Annotated in this window: 10 protein-coding genes; 5 read left to right on the top strand and 5 right to left on the bottom strand. The window is 37.7% G+C overall.

The window, feature by feature from the left end; all coding sequences use genetic code 11:
- Positions 1 to 84: 84 nt before the first annotated feature.
- The 3 genes from V4538_08820 to V4538_08810 all read right to left on the bottom strand — a co-directional run bounded on the left by V4538_08820 (position 85) and on the right by V4538_08810 (position 5,226).
- Positions 85 to 2,523, bottom strand: a complete 2,439-nt coding sequence (locus V4538_08820; protein MES2381130.1) for a YfhO family protein — start codon at positions 2,521 to 2,523, stop codon at positions 85 to 87.
- A gap of 186 nt (positions 2,524 to 2,709) precedes the next feature.
- Positions 2,710 to 3,639, bottom strand: a complete 930-nt coding sequence (locus V4538_08815; protein MES2381129.1) for a rhodanese-related sulfurtransferase — start codon at positions 3,637 to 3,639, stop codon at positions 2,710 to 2,712.
- A gap of 126 nt (positions 3,640 to 3,765) precedes the next feature.
- Positions 3,766 to 5,226: a TolC family protein gene (locus tag V4538_08810; protein ID MES2381128.1), complete on the bottom strand. Its 1,461-nt coding sequence runs from the start codon at positions 5,224 to 5,226 to the stop codon at positions 3,766 to 3,768.
- A gap of 193 nt (positions 5,227 to 5,419) precedes the next feature.
- Between V4538_08810 and V4538_08805 the strand changes: the two genes are divergently transcribed.
- The 5 genes from V4538_08805 (at position 5,420) to V4538_08785 (ending at position 12,062) form a co-directional block, all read left to right on the top strand.
- Positions 5,420 to 6,259, top strand: coding sequence for a TonB family protein (locus tag V4538_08805; GenBank protein MES2381127.1), 840 nt, complete (start codon positions 5,420 to 5,422; stop codon positions 6,257 to 6,259).
- A 153-nt stretch (positions 6,260 to 6,412) separates the two neighbouring features.
- On the top strand, positions 6,413 to 7,807 hold the full coding sequence (gene lpdA / locus V4538_08800; GenBank protein ID MES2381126.1) for a dihydrolipoyl dehydrogenase: 1,395 nt from the start codon (positions 6,413 to 6,415) through the stop codon (positions 7,805 to 7,807).
- Between the two features lie 105 nt (positions 7,808 to 7,912).
- The gene (locus V4538_08795; GenBank protein ID MES2381125.1) at positions 7,913 to 10,030 is read left to right on the top strand and encodes a Tex family protein; all 2,118 of its coding nucleotides are present in this window, start codon (positions 7,913 to 7,915) and stop codon (positions 10,028 to 10,030) included.
- A 195-nt stretch (positions 10,031 to 10,225) separates the two neighbouring features.
- Positions 10,226 to 11,206, top strand: coding sequence for a hypothetical protein (locus V4538_08790; GenBank protein MES2381124.1), 981 nt, complete (start codon positions 10,226 to 10,228; stop codon positions 11,204 to 11,206).
- 64 nt (positions 11,207 to 11,270) lie between these two features.
- Positions 11,271 to 12,062, top strand: a complete 792-nt coding sequence (locus V4538_08785) for a hypothetical protein (GenBank protein MES2381123.1) — start codon at positions 11,271 to 11,273, stop codon at positions 12,060 to 12,062.
- 22 nt (positions 12,063 to 12,084) lie between these two features.
- Here the strand turns inward: V4538_08785 and V4538_08780 are convergent, their stop codons facing one another.
- Complete coding sequence (locus tag V4538_08780; protein ID MES2381122.1) at positions 12,085 to 12,801, bottom strand: LytTR family DNA-binding domain-containing protein; 717 nt, start codon at positions 12,799 to 12,801, stop codon at positions 12,085 to 12,087.
- Positions 12,802 to 12,804: 3 nt separating this feature from the next.
- Positions 12,805 to 14,742, bottom strand: a complete 1,938-nt coding sequence (locus tag V4538_08775) for a histidine kinase (GenBank protein ID MES2381121.1) — start codon at positions 14,740 to 14,742, stop codon at positions 12,805 to 12,807.
- Positions 14,743 to 15,391: the final 649 nt, after the last annotated feature.

Below are 15,391 nucleotides of genomic sequence, written 5' to 3'. Positions count from 1 at the left end.
CTAGTTTTATTGGCTTAAGTAACCAATAAAAAACGCCCAAAGTTTTTGACTTTGGACGTTCTGTTATATTGTTTAAGTTATGGTTTATACTGTTTCTTCTCCTTTGCGTTTTTTCACATAGTAAAAACCCAATACGGCTATTAAACCAAGGTATAAAGTAGCTGATGAAGCCAAGGCAATTTTTTGTCCTTTTTCTACTACCTCAGGTTCAAATTTAAAGGTTATAGTATGTTTACCTTCGGGTACTATCATAGCACGTAAAACATAATCAGCTCTGAAGTGTGGTACTAGTTTATCATCAACGTATGCATTCCAACCTTTATCGTAAAATATTTCGCTGAACAGGGTTAACTGCGGTGTAGTTGTATTGCTTTCATAAACCAATTTATTAGGCACATAGCTTGTTAATTTTATAGTACCGGTACTATCGTAACTGCTTTTAAAATTAGCTAAGTCTTTTTCAAAACGTTTGTCAATAAAGGCTAACTCTTTTGATTTAAATCCTGTTAGTGCTTTTATTTCTTCATCTGCATTGGCTACAATTTTATAGTTTGGTACAAACCATGCATTGCCATTGGCATCGGGGTTACGTTGTGCAAACTTTTGTCCTGTTGAATCGCCAAGGATAAAATATTTAACATTAAGCATATTGAAACACTCCATGTTATTTTTTGCCAACTGCCATTCTATTAACTCCTGGAATCTGCGCATTTTAGCCCCATGGTAACCGCCTATACTTTTATGGTAATAGGCTGTAATAGCATCTTTATCAAAATCAGTAGTGTTGTTATAAACCCTGTAATTAGGATCTGTATCTTGTAAAATAATTTCGTCAGCAGTGCTTTTTTCAAATAATACTTCCGCTTTTTTCTTTTCAAAATCGCGCTCGTTTAAGTAACGTTTATCTACTTGCCATAAATCGCCAAGTATTAATAAACCTATTACTATCATGAATACGTTTTCTTTTATTTTCTTATTGTAAAAAGCCCATATTAAAGCACCTGCTGCTACTATTAAAGCGAATGAACGTAAGGCATCCATTTGCATTAAGCTTTCCCTATCGGCCATTAATGCAGCTACTAAACCTTTATCCATTCTATCATCGCCCATACCTGTAAAGCTGGCAAACATACCGGGAGCCATAGCCATTATTAAACAAATAGCAGCGGTAATACCTCCTCCATATTTTAAACCATTCATCAGGTCTTTTTTGGTCATTTTACCACTGATTAACTCCCGTAAACCTAATATGGCCATTAAAGGGAACAAGGTTTGGGTAAGGCATAAAATAAATGTTACCGACCTGAATTTATTATAGAAGGGGAAATAGTCGAAGAATATATTGGTTAAAGGCATAAAGTTACGCCCCATTGATAAAAATATGGCCAATACGGAAGCAGCTAAAATCCACCATTTGGCATTTGATTTTACTACTATCATTCCGAATATAAACAGGAAGCAAATAATAGCACCATAATAAATAGGACCTGCTGTATAAGGCTGATCGCCCCAATAGGTTGGCATTTGTTTTATTACTTCTTTGGCATTGGGATAACCTGCATTTTGAAACAATTTATAGGTTTCACTTTTGGTACTTAATTCACCGGCACTTGAACCTCCGTAAAAATTTGGAATCAATAACGTCATTGGTTCTGTAACACCATTACTCCAGGCCAAAGCATAGTCTTTGTCTAATCCAGTGCTGCCATTATCGGCTGTTTGTTTTCCATCGGCAGCAACGGTTAATTCACTTGGTGAACGTAAACTGTATTTACCATACTCTTCGGTAGCTAATAAACCTGTTATATCTGTTCCTACTGCTACCAAAGCAGCAACCATTAAAAAGGCTCCGCTTAAAATTAAGTTCTTTAGGTTGTTTCGTTTAATGGCATCTATTAACTCTACTATAACCCAAGCTATAATAACAAATATGATATAATAGGTTATTTGTAAATGGTTAGCTGCTAACTGTAATGACAGGGCTATACCTGTGAGCAAAGCCCCTATTAAACGGTTTTTATGAAAGGTCATTTGTATACCCGCAATAACCAGCGGAATAAAGGCAATGGCGTTGCCCTTGGTCATATGCCCAGCATCTATATTGAGAAAATTGAACGAACTAAAGGTAAATGCCAGCGCCCCTATAATGGCCAGCCATGCATTTACATCAAATACCAAGAGCATAATGTATGAGCATATAAACAACAGGAATATGGTATCCATTGGATTTTTAAATACCTGCTGAAATTTAAAATACCAATCGTAAGTCCAGTTACCCGTATAGGAAGCACCTATTAAATAATTGGGCATTCCACCAAAAATACTATTGGTCCAATAGGTTCTTTCGCCTGAGGCCTTCTCAAATTTAGCTGTTTCTTCGTAGGTAGCACGCCATTGGCTTACATCATATTGTTTTAATACTTTGCCACTAAAAAATGGTTGAAAGTAAATAAACATACAGAGTAAAATTACTCCAACAGCCACTAAATGGGGTATGGCTTTTTTAATCACGTTATTATTCATTATGCTTTAAAAATTTGGTCGAATATAAGGTTAGACGGGAAATTTTTACGTAAAAAAATACCGCTCAAACAAAATTTAACCAACGTATAATGGGTGGTGATTAGTTTCTGAAAAAACTGTTAAAATATAAGCAACAAGTATGCTCTGCTAAAATGTTTAAAAATACAGAAAGTAAAATGGCTATAACTAATCTATAGCAAAGCGGGTATAGTAACCTGTTCCGTTGTAAGCGCGTTTGCGTGGGTGTGCTTTGCAAGCATCACTGCAAGCGCCTTCCATTTCATCTGCACAGCTTTCGCACATATTGAATTGGTCATTACACTCCACATTGGCACAATTTAAATTACGCGGAGCGGGGCCACCACATTTTTTGCAGGCTGAAATAACGGTAGGATTTATTTCATTAACGGGAACACTCACACGACCATCAAATACATACAATACGCCTTCAAAATCTTTTCCACCAGTTTCTTTAGCATAACCAATTATTCCATTGTGTAACTGGTATACATCTTTAAAACCTTCTTTAATTAATAGTGCCGATGCTTTTTCGCATTTGATACCACCTGTGCAGCAGGTAATTATTTTTTTATCTCTGTATTGTTCCAGTTCGGCTATTTTTTCAGGAAACTCTCTAAAATTTTCTATATCAAGCGTTATGGCATTTTTAAATTTGCCTAAGCGGGTTTCGTAATTGCTACGTACATCTAAAATAATTACATCTTCCTGATCTTTTAAATCCAAAAATTCCTGACCTTTTAAATGTTTACCAGTTTCTTTGGTAGGGTCTATTACTTTAGGGTCGCGCAAACCACTGTATACTATTTCTGTTTTATACCTTACATGCATGCGCTGAAAAGCATGTTCCGCCACTTCGTCTATTTTAAACTCGGTTGAGCTAAAACGGACATCGGCTTTTAAATCTTTCATGTATTGTTCGCATGCTTCGCGGGTACCACTAATGGTTCCATTAATACCTTCATGGGCAATATATATGCGCCCACGTAGCTTTAAGCTTTTACAATAAGCCATGTGTTTTGCAACCATATCTTCGGCATCGTCAATACGGGTGTAATTGTAATATGCTAGTACTAAGTAATTAAGTGAATCTGTCATAAACGGGCGCAAAGATAATTTTTTTTGAATTTTTTGCGTACAAATTTCTAACCTGATTTTCTATTATGCTATGACAGGAAGCAGACTTTTCTTTGCAAAAAATCAATTTTCAGCAATAGTCTCCGTTTATTTTTGTTCGGTAAACAAGCTGGTTTGTTTTTCAAAATCGTACAGGGTGGTTCTACGCAAGCGATAGTAGCTCATCCAATATTCTTTCAGGGTTTGGTAATAATTATTACGCGCTAAGTCTTTTTCGGTTTGGGCTATATTTAAATTGGTATTGTCAATTTTACCAATAAAATAGCGGTTTTTGGCTACTTCATACCGTTTTTGAGCTATGGTATCGGCTTTGGCACTAATGAATACACGTTGTTTTAATTGTTTGTATTGCATTACCTGAAAAACTACTTCCTGCTCTAAATTTAAATAGGCTAATTGTAATTCGGCATCTTTGGCTTTAAACTGGTGTTTAGCGGCTTTGTAATCATTGCGGTAACGCCCCCAGTTCATTAATGGTACATTTAAACCTATACTCACTCGTTGCTGGTCTAAGGGGTTTTTATAACTACCTTCTATATTATCGGCCGTATTACTTAAACCGTAAGTAGCATTTAATTCGGCATTGGGTAATTTATTTAACTGTGCACGTTTTAAACTGGCTTCTATTTGTTTTTGCTCTATGTTTATTTGTAAAAAATCGCTTCGACTTCTTACTGCATTGGCTACAGCTTTAGTAATATCCGGCTCAAAAAAGGGCAAGTTGGTTTCCGGTCGTAACTCAATCTGGGTTTCCTTTGAAAGGCCTAAAATAATTTTGAGCTGGTTCATGTTATTGCTATAATTCAAGGTAGCCTGGTCAAAACTATTTTGCGCATTCATTAAACGCAATTCGGTTTGCAATAAATCATCCTCCCCTATTTTACCTAAATTATAGCGCCCTCTGGCTAAGCGCAACAGGGTATCGTTTACGGCTAAATTGAAACTGGCTAAATTATATTCAGCTTCGGCATTTACCGCATCAAAATAGGTTTGTGTTATTTGCATAGACAATTCTTCTGTGCGCTCAGCATATTGTCTGGAGGTTTGTTTGTAACGAAGCTTGGCTAATTGCCACTGAAACTTTAACTCGTTAAAACGCAACAAGGGTTGTGTTACTCCTACCAATAAAGGCGATGCCTGCCAGTTGGTATAACCACCTGAGCTTAACAAATCAAACCTGTTTAAAGCCGATGAAACATACACAGTTCCGCCTGTAGCCAATATGTTTTGTTGTAATGTTAAATTGGCGTTTGACTGCGCTTGGGTACGCTCAATAAATTTAATGGTTCCATCGGGTTGTGGTACTATTCCAATAGACCGGTCCAGTCCGGGTGCATTGATATTGGCATTAATGGAAGGCAATAAATTGGTATATGCCGATTTGTAATTAAACTGCGCAGCATAAAATGTGTTTAAATTAATGCTGGCCTGCAAACTCTTGTCTTTAGCCATTTGTACGGCTTCTAACAAACTAATTTTCAGTTGCGCGTTTGACTGATGCCACACACTCAACAAAACCAATACAATACCAAATTTTATTTTATTCATTCTTTCATAGGATTGGGGCTACCAATATTTTAATCTTGTTTTTATTTTATTCAATAATAAAAGTATTTATCGAAAAACATAATCCGCTTATCAAAAGCATGTGCTATATAACATACAAAGCACATTTTTTTGTTTACTAAAAAATAAATACTTAACTGTTTCGTTAATACTTTTGCTTGTAATTATATTTTTTATGCAACAAACCTATTATGTACATAACCAAACCAATAAACACAATTGGATAGGGATAGCAGGTTCTTTTATATTCCATGCTATTATACTGTTAGCATTGTACTTTTTTATTTTGGTTCCACCTAATCCACCTTGGGAAGAACAAGGTATGATGATGAGCTTGGGTGAACCCAACATGGGTGGACCAAGTGAAACACCTATTGAAAATCCGCAACCCAACGAAACGTACACACCCATTACGGAGCAAACGGAACAGCCTGAATTAAGCCAAAGTACGGACCCAGAGGTAGACGTAGTGGCGAAGGATGTACCGAAAAAACCAGATAAGAAACCAGCGGTTGAACCTCCTGTGGAAAGACCAAAGGAGCAAATAGAATTACCTAAAAAGCCCACTGCCCGATCTATATTTAAAAGAAATACAACTGCCAGCGATAACCAAGGTGGCCGTGGCGATGGTCCTGTACCGGGCAATGAAGGCGACCCAAATGGTGACCCTAACGGAGTACCGGGCGGGACAGGAACAGGCACCTCAGGAACAGGCACCTCAGGAACAGGTACCGGAGGCAAAGGTTTTTCTTATAGTTTATATGGCAGACGTATTTCACGTAAACCCAATATATCATCTACCTCTAACGATGTAGGTATTGTAATTGTAAACATTACTGTTGACAGAAATGGTAATGTAACCAAAGCAGAAGCTCCTGCAAGAGGAAGCACAACCCTGGTAGCCGATAAAATAGAAAAAGCAAAACAAGCGGCTTTATCAACCAAGTTTTCGCCAAAACCTGATGGACCAGAAGAACAATACGGAACCATGACTGTTAATTTTTCTTTTGAGTAGTACCTTTCTATTAAACATATAACCAAATAGCTGTAAACTATCATATTAAGATTTACAGCTATTTTTTTTGTATTTAGCCTAAACAATTACATTTGTCACCGCAAATAAACGGCTTATGTTTATTTGTAAAACAATTTACATTTTATCACTTATATGAAATACGATATAACAGTTATTGGTTCTGGTCCCGGTGGATACGTTGCTGCCATCCGTTGTGCACAATTGGGTTTTAAAACGGCCCTTATTGAAAAATACAGTACCCTTGGAGGTACTTGCTTAAATGTAGGTTGTATTCCTTCCAAAGCATTATTGGATAGCTCGGAACATTACCACAATGCTACCCATACTTTTGAAACACATGGTATAGAAGTAAAAGGACTAAAAGTAAATTTAAAACAAATGATCGACCGTAAAAACGGTGTGGTAAAAGTTACCTGCGATGGCATTGACTTTTTGATGAAAAAAAACAAAGTAGATGTATACAAAGGTTTGGGTTCATTTGTTACCAAAAATCAAATCAAAATTAGTGGTGAAACGGAACAAGTAATTGATACCGATAAAGTAATTATAGCTACCGGTTCAAAACCTACTTCATTACCGGGCATTACTATTGATAAAAAAAGAATTATAACCAGTACCGAAGCACTTAACATGACTGAAATACCAAAACACTTGGTAATTATTGGTGGTGGTGTAATTGGCTTAGAGTTAGGTTCGGTATATGCACGCTTAGGTTCAAAGGTTTCAGTAATTGAATATACCAATACCATTATACCAACTATGGATGGTACTTTGGGTAAAGAGTTACAACGCAGCTTACGCAAATTAGGCTTTGAGTTTTTCTTTAGCCATAAAGTAAAATCGGCAACAAGTAAAGGTAAAGAAGTTACCATTACTGCTGATAATGAAAAAGGCGAAGAGGTAACTTTTACAGGCGACTATTGTTTAGTTTCAGTAGGTCGTAAAGCATATACTGACGGATTAGGTTTAGAAAATATTGGCTTAAAAACAGATGAACGCGGACGTATAGAAACCGATGCTCATTTGGAAACAAGCATAAAAGGTATATACGCTATTGGCGATGTGGTAAAAGGTGCTATGTTGGCACACAAAGCCGAAGAAGAAGGTGTATTTGTAGCAGAAACCATTGCCGGACAAAAACCACATATCAATTATAACTTAATACCGGGTGTAGTGTATACATGGCCTGAGGTAGCAGGTGTTGGTGCTACGGAAGAAGAATTGAAAAAAGCAGGCGCTAAATACAAAGTAGGTAGTTTCCCTATGCGTGCTTTGGGCAGAGCCAGAGCCAGTATGGATATAGATGGTTTGGTAAAGGTAATAGCCGATGCTGAAACCGATGAAATATTAGGTATGCATATGATTGGACCACGCGTGGCCGATTTAATTATAGAAGGTGTAGTGGCTATGGAATTCAGAGCCAGTGCAGAGGATGTAGCCCGTATGAGCCATCCACATCCTACTTACTCAGAAGCAGTAAAAGAAGCTTGTTTAGCAGCTACAGAAAACCGCGCTTTACACGTATAATTTTTTATTCAATCCATGATAGAAAATCCGTTGCTTAAACAGCGGATTTTTTTATGTTGTTAACTTTATTCATTAACAAACCCAACAGCCTAAATTTAAAACTCTATGCATATTAAAAGTATAGCCCAACGTATACATGTAAACGAAAAGCAGGTAGCCAGTGTGGTTCAATTATTGGAAGAGGGTGCTACCATTCCGTTTATAGCCCGTTACCGTAAAGAAGCAACAGGCAGTTTAGATGAAATAAAGATAGCGGAGATAAAAAGCTTGCTTGATGATTTGATTGAGATGGATAAACGCAGGATAACCATTTTAAAAGCCATTGAACAACAAGGTAAATTGACACCTGCTTTACAGGCACAATTAAACAATGCAAGCAGCTTACAAGAGTTAGAAGATATTTATTTACCCTATAAACAAAAACGCAAAACAAGGGCAACTATAGCTATTGAAAAAGGATTAGAGCCTTTGGCTAAAACCATTTATTTACAAAACGAAAAAAATATAGATACACTGGCTGCCCGCTATATCAATGCCGATGTAAAAGATATAGATGAAGCTTTGGCAGGTGCAAGAGATATTATAGCGGAATGGGTTAATGAAAATGTAGCGGTGCGTAATAGTATCAGACGGTATTTTGAGCGTGATGCAGTATTATATTCAAAACTAAAAAAAGGTAAAGAAACAGAAGCAGCTAAGTATAGCGACTACTTTAACTTTGCTGAAGAGCTAAAGAAAATTCCTTCGCACCGTTTATTGGCCATCAGGCGCGGACAAGAGGAAGGCTTTTTAAAAGTACATATTGATATAGTAGCGGAACAAGCTATTGATAGTTTGGTAAGGCAACTCGTAAAAGGAAATGGTGCTGCACAAAAGCAGGTAAGCTTAGCCATTGAAGATGCTTACGATAGGTTGTTATTGCCAAGCATTGAAACAGAGTTTGAAAACCTATCAAAAGAGAAAGCCGATAAGGAAGCCATTGTTATTTTTAGCACCAACTTAAGGCAATTATTGTTAAGTGCTCCTTTAGGGCAAAAACGTATTGTGGCTATTGACCCAGGTTTCAGAACAGGTTGCAAAACCGTTGTATTAAATGAGCTGGGCGATTTACTGCGCGAAACAGTTATTTACCCGTTACAAAAACAACAGGAAAGTATTTATGCTTTAAAGCATTTACTAAGCGAATATAAAATTGAAGCCATAGCCATAGGCAACGGAACAGGCGGACGCGAAACGGAAAGTTTTGTAAGAGATTTAATTAAAAACAACGAAGCCTTTAAGCCTATACAAGTGCATATGGTATCAGAACAGGGAGCATCTATTTACTCTGCTTCGCCCATAGCACGTGATGAATTTCCTGATAAAGATATAACAGTCCGTGGCGCGGTATCTATTGGACGCAGGCTTAAAGACCCATTGGCAGAGTTGGTAAAAATTGATCCAAAATCAATTGGGGTGGGACAATACCAACACGATGTAAATAATAAATTACTGAAAGAAAGTTTGGATCAGGTTGTAATTAGTTGTGTAAACCAGGTAGGTGTTGAGCTGAATACCGCCAGTAAACATTTACTCAGTTACGTATCGGGCTTAGGGCCTGTACTGGCACAAAACATTATAGATTACCGAAGCGAAAAAGGAAAGTTTAGTTCGCGTGCGCAATTGAAAAAAGTACCCCGTTTGGGTGAGAAAGCATTTGAGCAGGCTGCTGGTTTTTTACGTATTCATGGGGCTAAAAACCCGTTGGATAACTCAGCCGTGCATCCTGAAACGTATGTTATAGTAGAGCAAATGGCAAAGGATTTAAACGTAAGTGTAAACGATTTAATAAGCAATCCTTCGCTGCGCAATGGTATTGATTTACCTAAATATGTAAACGCACAAATTGGCTTACCTACTTTAACTGATATTATAAATGAGCTGGCTAAACCAGGCCGCGACCCACGCGAACCATTGGCTGAATTTGCTTTTGGCAATGTAAACAGCATTGATGATTTGGTAGAAGGAATGGTGCTGCCCGGCATTGTAACCAATATAACTGCTTTTGGTTGTTTTGTGGATATAGGTGTGCACCAGGATGGCCTCGTTCATATATCGCAAATGGCCGATAAATTTATTAAAAGCCCTAACGAAGTAGTGCAGTTAAACCAACGTATACAAGTAAAGGTAACGGAGGTTGATAAAGCACGCAAACGCATTGCTTTAAGTATGAAAGGTATTTAACACTGGTTGTTTATTTACAATGCTACTGTTGTTTGTTAAGCTTACATAAACAGACCTGTGAGCGCATGCCATTTTATTTGGCAAAGTTATATTTCCTCCTATATTTGTTAAACAAGTGTTGCGTAGCAAAACCTATGGCTAAACAATACTGCCTATTTAAAAACATAATTTTAAACCTATTTACCCCAAAACAACATGAGTCACGTAGTTAGACAAACCCTTGGCCGGGAGGCTCCAAAAAGCAAGGCCGACCGCTTAAAAGCACGAAAATGGAAAACCGTTAGAGTGGCACTTACAAAAGATGATTTTGAAAAGTACTTCGATTTTTTAAACGATGCTGTCGTTTTAAGAAGCAGTGCTGAAGGTGTTCCTTTAATGACCACCACCGGTATTTTCGGCCCCATTAAACCCGGTACTACTGTTAAATTAACTTACGGTGTAGGTACAGGCGTGGAAGAAGTTCCTTCAAGCGGACAGGAAACAACCTTGATTGACAGGTTACATCATTTACAACACAACAATACACCCGATGCAAAACACGCCAATACCATTAATGCCAATTGGGTAAGCGGTAAGGACGGTGGAGGCATACCCGGCTTATCATCTTCATCAAATGTATTTGGTGGCACAGGCTCTTTGTTCATCAACCAGTCCGATGTGGTTATACCCGTACTTGATCCAAGCAATGACGCTTATAAAGATACGCTTGCTTTTTACGGAGGTGTTTTATTAAAACCCGGTGAGGCCTTTAACGTAGGTTTTGATTTACCTTTGTTTGGTGTGGAATACGATACGAGCTTACCTGATTATATAAGAAACTATGCTATGCAGCCTTTTAGCGGAGGTGGTATGTTTGTGGAGCATCACGAGTTCCCGCATATTTTTCATCCAAGACCTGATGAAGGTAAAGAAGTGTATTGCGAAGCCAAAGTTACTTTAGGCCGCAAGAGCGTAAAATTCGATCCTAAAAATCCGCAGTTTACCTTTACTACTTTCAGGGTTCCGGCTGATGGTTCCGCTGTGGCTATATTACCCGGAACTATACACAACGATAGTTTTACCAATGGTAAACTAAGTGTGTTTGTAGCTGATGTAATACCCGATAAAGTAGATACGGTAGCCTTCAGAGAATCGGCTCCTTATAAGAATATACGTATTGAAGATGCTAACGATTAATGATTAAAAATACAACGCAATAGCGTACGGTTGTATAAACTGTACGCTATTGTTTTTAAGTTGCATGACAAAAAAACAAACGAACGAAACACGTAACGACTTTTACAAACGCCTGCTATATATTACTGCAGGAATTCTACTCATAGTTTCTGTTTGGCACAAAAGTGGCCCTGAAAGATATATTGCATTAGCCGGGTTTATCTTAGCCATGTACCAGCTCATTATTTTAATAAGCACTGCGCAATATATAATTGACGATTATTTCCCTCCACGTAAACCATTTGAAAGATCGGCTAGCCCTTTTAACCGGTTTATATATAAAGGTTCCGCACTTTTCTTTTTTATTGGCCTCGTATGTATAATTTTTGAAATAAGGCAGCTGGATAATACCATTAATGGCAAGCAGTTATTTTGGTATAGTGGCTTTTTAGGTTTAGCAATAGCAGGCATTATAACATGGAAACTAAAAAAAGCAAACAGAGGCGTGTATGATGAAAGCAGCAGACGCATTACCGTTCATGCCGGATTGTTTTTAGGTTTCTTTTTATTTATACCCAGCGCTGCCAGTTTTATCAATCATTATTTTGCCAACCCAAATATTGTTTGTAACAAGCACATCATTAACAAAAAAGAAACTAGCAATGGCAGGAGACATACATCTTACTGGTTATATATACAACTGGATAATAACATAGAAGAAAGATTTGATGTAGGGCTGCAACTTTTTGATAAAGTAAACGAAGGTGAAGCCATTGAGCTTTGCACCCAAAAAGGTAAGCTGGGTTATCCTTTTGTTGATGCATTTAAACCTGTTACTACCGATGCAGGCAATATTATTATTGACACCAAGCAGTAATTACAAAGCCATCAAACAACACTTATAAAGTTTTTAAGCGTTCCAAAAACGATTCCTTCAAAGTCTTTGATATATCAGGCATAGACTGGTCAGTCATCAAAGCAAAAAAACCATCGTGGTTAATAAACTTTTGTACCTTTTGTAAGTTTATAATATGCGATTTATGGCAGCGGTAAAACAAGTTGTTATCCAGCTTGGCTTCAAAATCTTTCAGGCTTTTAGAGGCTATATGTTTAGTCCCGTTATCCATATGGAATTCCGTATAGCTGCGCGATGCTTCCAGCCTTACAATATCTTTTTGCTTTAAAAATATAATACCATCCTTTACCTGTATTTCTATTAATAAATTAGTATCGTGCTTAGCTGAAGATGGTGTTTTATCGTGCACATCCATAATGTTTTTTAAGCAGGTTCTAAAGTCAGCATCGTCTATCGGTTTCAGTAAATAATCAAAAGCTTTGTTTTTAATAGCCTGTATGGCATACTCCTTGTGAGCAGTAGTAAACACCAGCTTAAAGTCTTTAAAATGAAGCCTTTCCAATAATTCAAAACCACTCATCGTAGGCATGCTTATATCTAAAAAAACCACATCGGGTTTATAATCTTCAATCAGTACAATACCTTCGGCTGCGTTTAAAGTAGTGGCCACTACACGTATCGTATCAGGGTTTCTGGCTGCAAGTATTTTCAGTGTTTCAATACCTGCCGTTTCATCATCTATAATAATAGCTCGTAACATATATTAGCTTTTCAATATAGGTAAAATAATAATTACAGTAGTACCCAAGCTTGCTCCGTTAGCATCCTTCTTATCTATAATATCAACCCTACCCTCTATTTTATAGGTTTTCTTAATGAGCTCTATACGTTGTTTTACAAAACTAAGTGCCAGTGAGTTTTTCTTAAAAGTAGTTTCTTTATGCAAGCTGGCATCGCGCCCTACCCCATTATCGTCTATAATACATTTAATGGTTTTGTCGGAAACATATTCAAATCTTATCTGCAAATGTCCGTCATCGTTTTTAGCCAGCAAGCCATGCCATATGGCATTCTCTACAAAAGGCTGAATCATTAAATGCGGTATGTAAGTATTGTCAATATCAATTTTACTATCCATTTTAATGGAATAATAAAAGCTGGGGCCAAAGCGCAACGATTCCATTTCCAGATACGCTTTCAATATATTCAGGTCTTCCTTTACCGTTAAATTATCCCTAGCGCTGCTTTCCAATAGTTCCCTTATCAGCTTCGAAAACTTTGACAAATAAATTTCTGCCTGGTTGTTTTGTCCGCTCATTATAAACTGCTGTATGGAGTTTAAGCAGTTAAACATAAAGTGCGGGTTCATTTGCGAAATCAATAGCTTTTGCTCCAGCTTAACACGTTGGTGTTCGGCCTTCAGTCCCTTTTGCCTGCCCAACAAATAAGTGATGATTAATATGGCTACGAGTAGTATGCCCAACACCATCACAAAATACCTGCTTTGGTTCAGTTGCAGGGTTTGAATTTCGTTTTCCTGTGCCAGCAGCTTATACTGGTTTTCCTTCTCTTCTAAGTTATAGGCAAACTCTTTTTCCAATGCTTCTTTTTGCACTTTTTCGTTAGAGAGTGTGTCTTTGGTAACTATATACAATTCATATATTTTTAAAGCTTCTTTATAGTTACCTTCTTTTAAATATATTTTTTTAAGCAAACCCGCCAGTGCCGGAATTTGTGCGGTAAATTGAATGGACTGCGCCATGGCTAAAGCCTGCAATGCTTCCTTTTTAGCCTGCTTATTATCGCCCTTTAAATAGCTGATGGAGGCCAATGAATTAATAGTACTTGCTATTACTCTTTTGTCCCTAATTTCTTCCGCCATGGTATAGGCTTTGTTGGCATAGTAATAAGCGGAGTCGTAATTCTTTTTAATAATATAGGCCGAACAAACCGAATTGTATATCTGCACACCATATATGGTTCCTTCCAGTCCTTTTATATACTGTAAGCTTTCCAAATAATAAGGAACTGCTTTTTCCTCTTCATTCAGTGCCCCGTAATCGCTTCCTATATCAACCAGCGCGCTCGAAATACCAAAATCGTATTTTATTTCCCTGCATATTTTAAGGCAGGCAAAATGTATTTTCAATGCCTTGCGTACCTCGCCCGATGTTAAATAGAACAAAGCCAGCGATGAATAAAAATCAATAATGGATTTCTTGTCGTTTAGCTCCTCTGCTATTTTTAAACCTTTGTAGCTTAAAAATATTGATTTCTTCCTGTCAAACTGCCCGGCATACAGGTGCTCTAAAATTTTAATAATGTTTACCTGCTCTTTCTTAAACCCGTTTACTTCCGCTATGAGCAAAGCCCTGTTATTAAAATCAATGGCTTTATGTACATTGCCTTGTGCCATGTAGGCCAACCCAATATGCGCAAGTATTTTAGCCTCGTACACCAGCATATTATACTGGCGGGCATCGTTCAGCAAAACCTCCCAATATGCTACGCTGGGATTTTTTAACCGCTCACCAATTAAGTAGCTCAGCTTTACGCGGTCGGTATCAACTTTGGTGTGTAAATAAACTTGCTGCAATGAGTCCAGCTCGCGTTTTTCAGTAGCGTTTTTAGTTTGCGCAGCAGCAGTATATAACAATGAATTGAGTAAGAAAAGAAATATGCCAATCTGTTTTATATACATTTAGTTCTGTAGTTTTTTATCCATTTAAATAGTTGTTGTTGGGTTTACTTACCAAAAATATACATTTACAGGTACAATTAAGAGATTATTAAGAAGTTTTATAAACATGTGAATGTTTTTGTGCTAAAATGATGGCATGGAGGTATTATTTATATGGTTTATAAATTAGTAGTTGCTGCTATGTCATTAAAAAGCTTTCCCGCCATTGCAGGCATTTCCTCCGCTGGTGCGAGTGTCTCGCTCGTTCCGCGTTACCTTAATGCCATTGCAGGCGTCCTCGCCTGTAATCAGTTCCGCCCTTTTGCCGTTGTTGTGTCTCCCGACCAACAACTATTTAGCCTCTGCTGGTGCGAGTGTCTCGCTCGTTCCGCGTTACCTTATGCCATTGCAGGCGTCCTCGCCTGCAATCAATGTTTTCTTTTTTTTGTTTCGATACTTTTTGCATTGCCAAAAAAGTATCCAAAAACGCTAGACTGCTTGTTGGTCGGGAGACACAACAAGGGACAGAAGTGGGAAGCCCGCTCCCGTCCCGATAACTATCGGGATTGTCTGCCCAGCGCGCGCCTACTATTGAGGTTTAGTGGATGGTTATTAAATTTTGTGGAGAGGACTTGAAAGATGGTTGAGAGGTGTTGTGATGGAGCTGAGA

Source organism: Bacteroidota bacterium (genome assembly GCA_040388375.1).
GTDB lineage: Bacteria > Bacteroidota > Bacteroidia > UKL13-3 > UKL13-3 > JAAFJM01.
Note: the sequence above shows the minus strand (reverse complement) of the source record. Positions and strands in the feature narration are given on the sequence as shown.

What these genes read in the sequence shown, in the direction of transcription:
- V4538_08775 (MES2381121.1), bottom strand. Translation starts at nt 14,742, where the DNA reads ATGTATATAAAACAGATTGGCATATTTCTTTTCTTACTCAATTCATTG.
- V4538_08780 (MES2381122.1), bottom strand. Translation starts at nt 12,801, where the DNA reads ATGTTACGAGCTATTATTATAGATGATGAAACGGCAGGTATTGAAACA.
- V4538_08810 (MES2381128.1), bottom strand. Translation starts at nt 5,226, where the DNA reads ATGAATAAAATAAAATTTGGTATTGTATTGGTTTTGTTGAGTGTGTGG.
- V4538_08805 (MES2381127.1), top strand. Translation starts at nt 5,420, where the DNA reads ATGCAACAAACCTATTATGTACATAACCAAACCAATAAACACAATTGG.
- V4538_08820 (MES2381130.1), bottom strand. Translation starts at nt 2,523, where the DNA reads ATGAATAATAACGTGATTAAAAAAGCCATACCCCATTTAGTGGCTGTT.
- V4538_08790 (MES2381124.1), top strand. Translation starts at nt 10,226, where the DNA reads ATGAGTCACGTAGTTAGACAAACCCTTGGCCGGGAGGCTCCAAAAAGC.
- lpdA (MES2381126.1), top strand. Translation starts at nt 6,413, where the DNA reads ATGAAATACGATATAACAGTTATTGGTTCTGGTCCCGGTGGATACGTT.
- V4538_08785 (MES2381123.1), top strand. Translation starts at nt 11,271, where the DNA reads ATGACAAAAAAACAAACGAACGAAACACGTAACGACTTTTACAAACGC.
- V4538_08795 (MES2381125.1), top strand. Translation starts at nt 7,913, where the DNA reads ATGCATATTAAAAGTATAGCCCAACGTATACATGTAAACGAAAAGCAG.
- V4538_08815 (MES2381129.1), bottom strand. Translation starts at nt 3,639, where the DNA reads ATGACAGATTCACTTAATTACTTAGTACTAGCATATTACAATTACACC.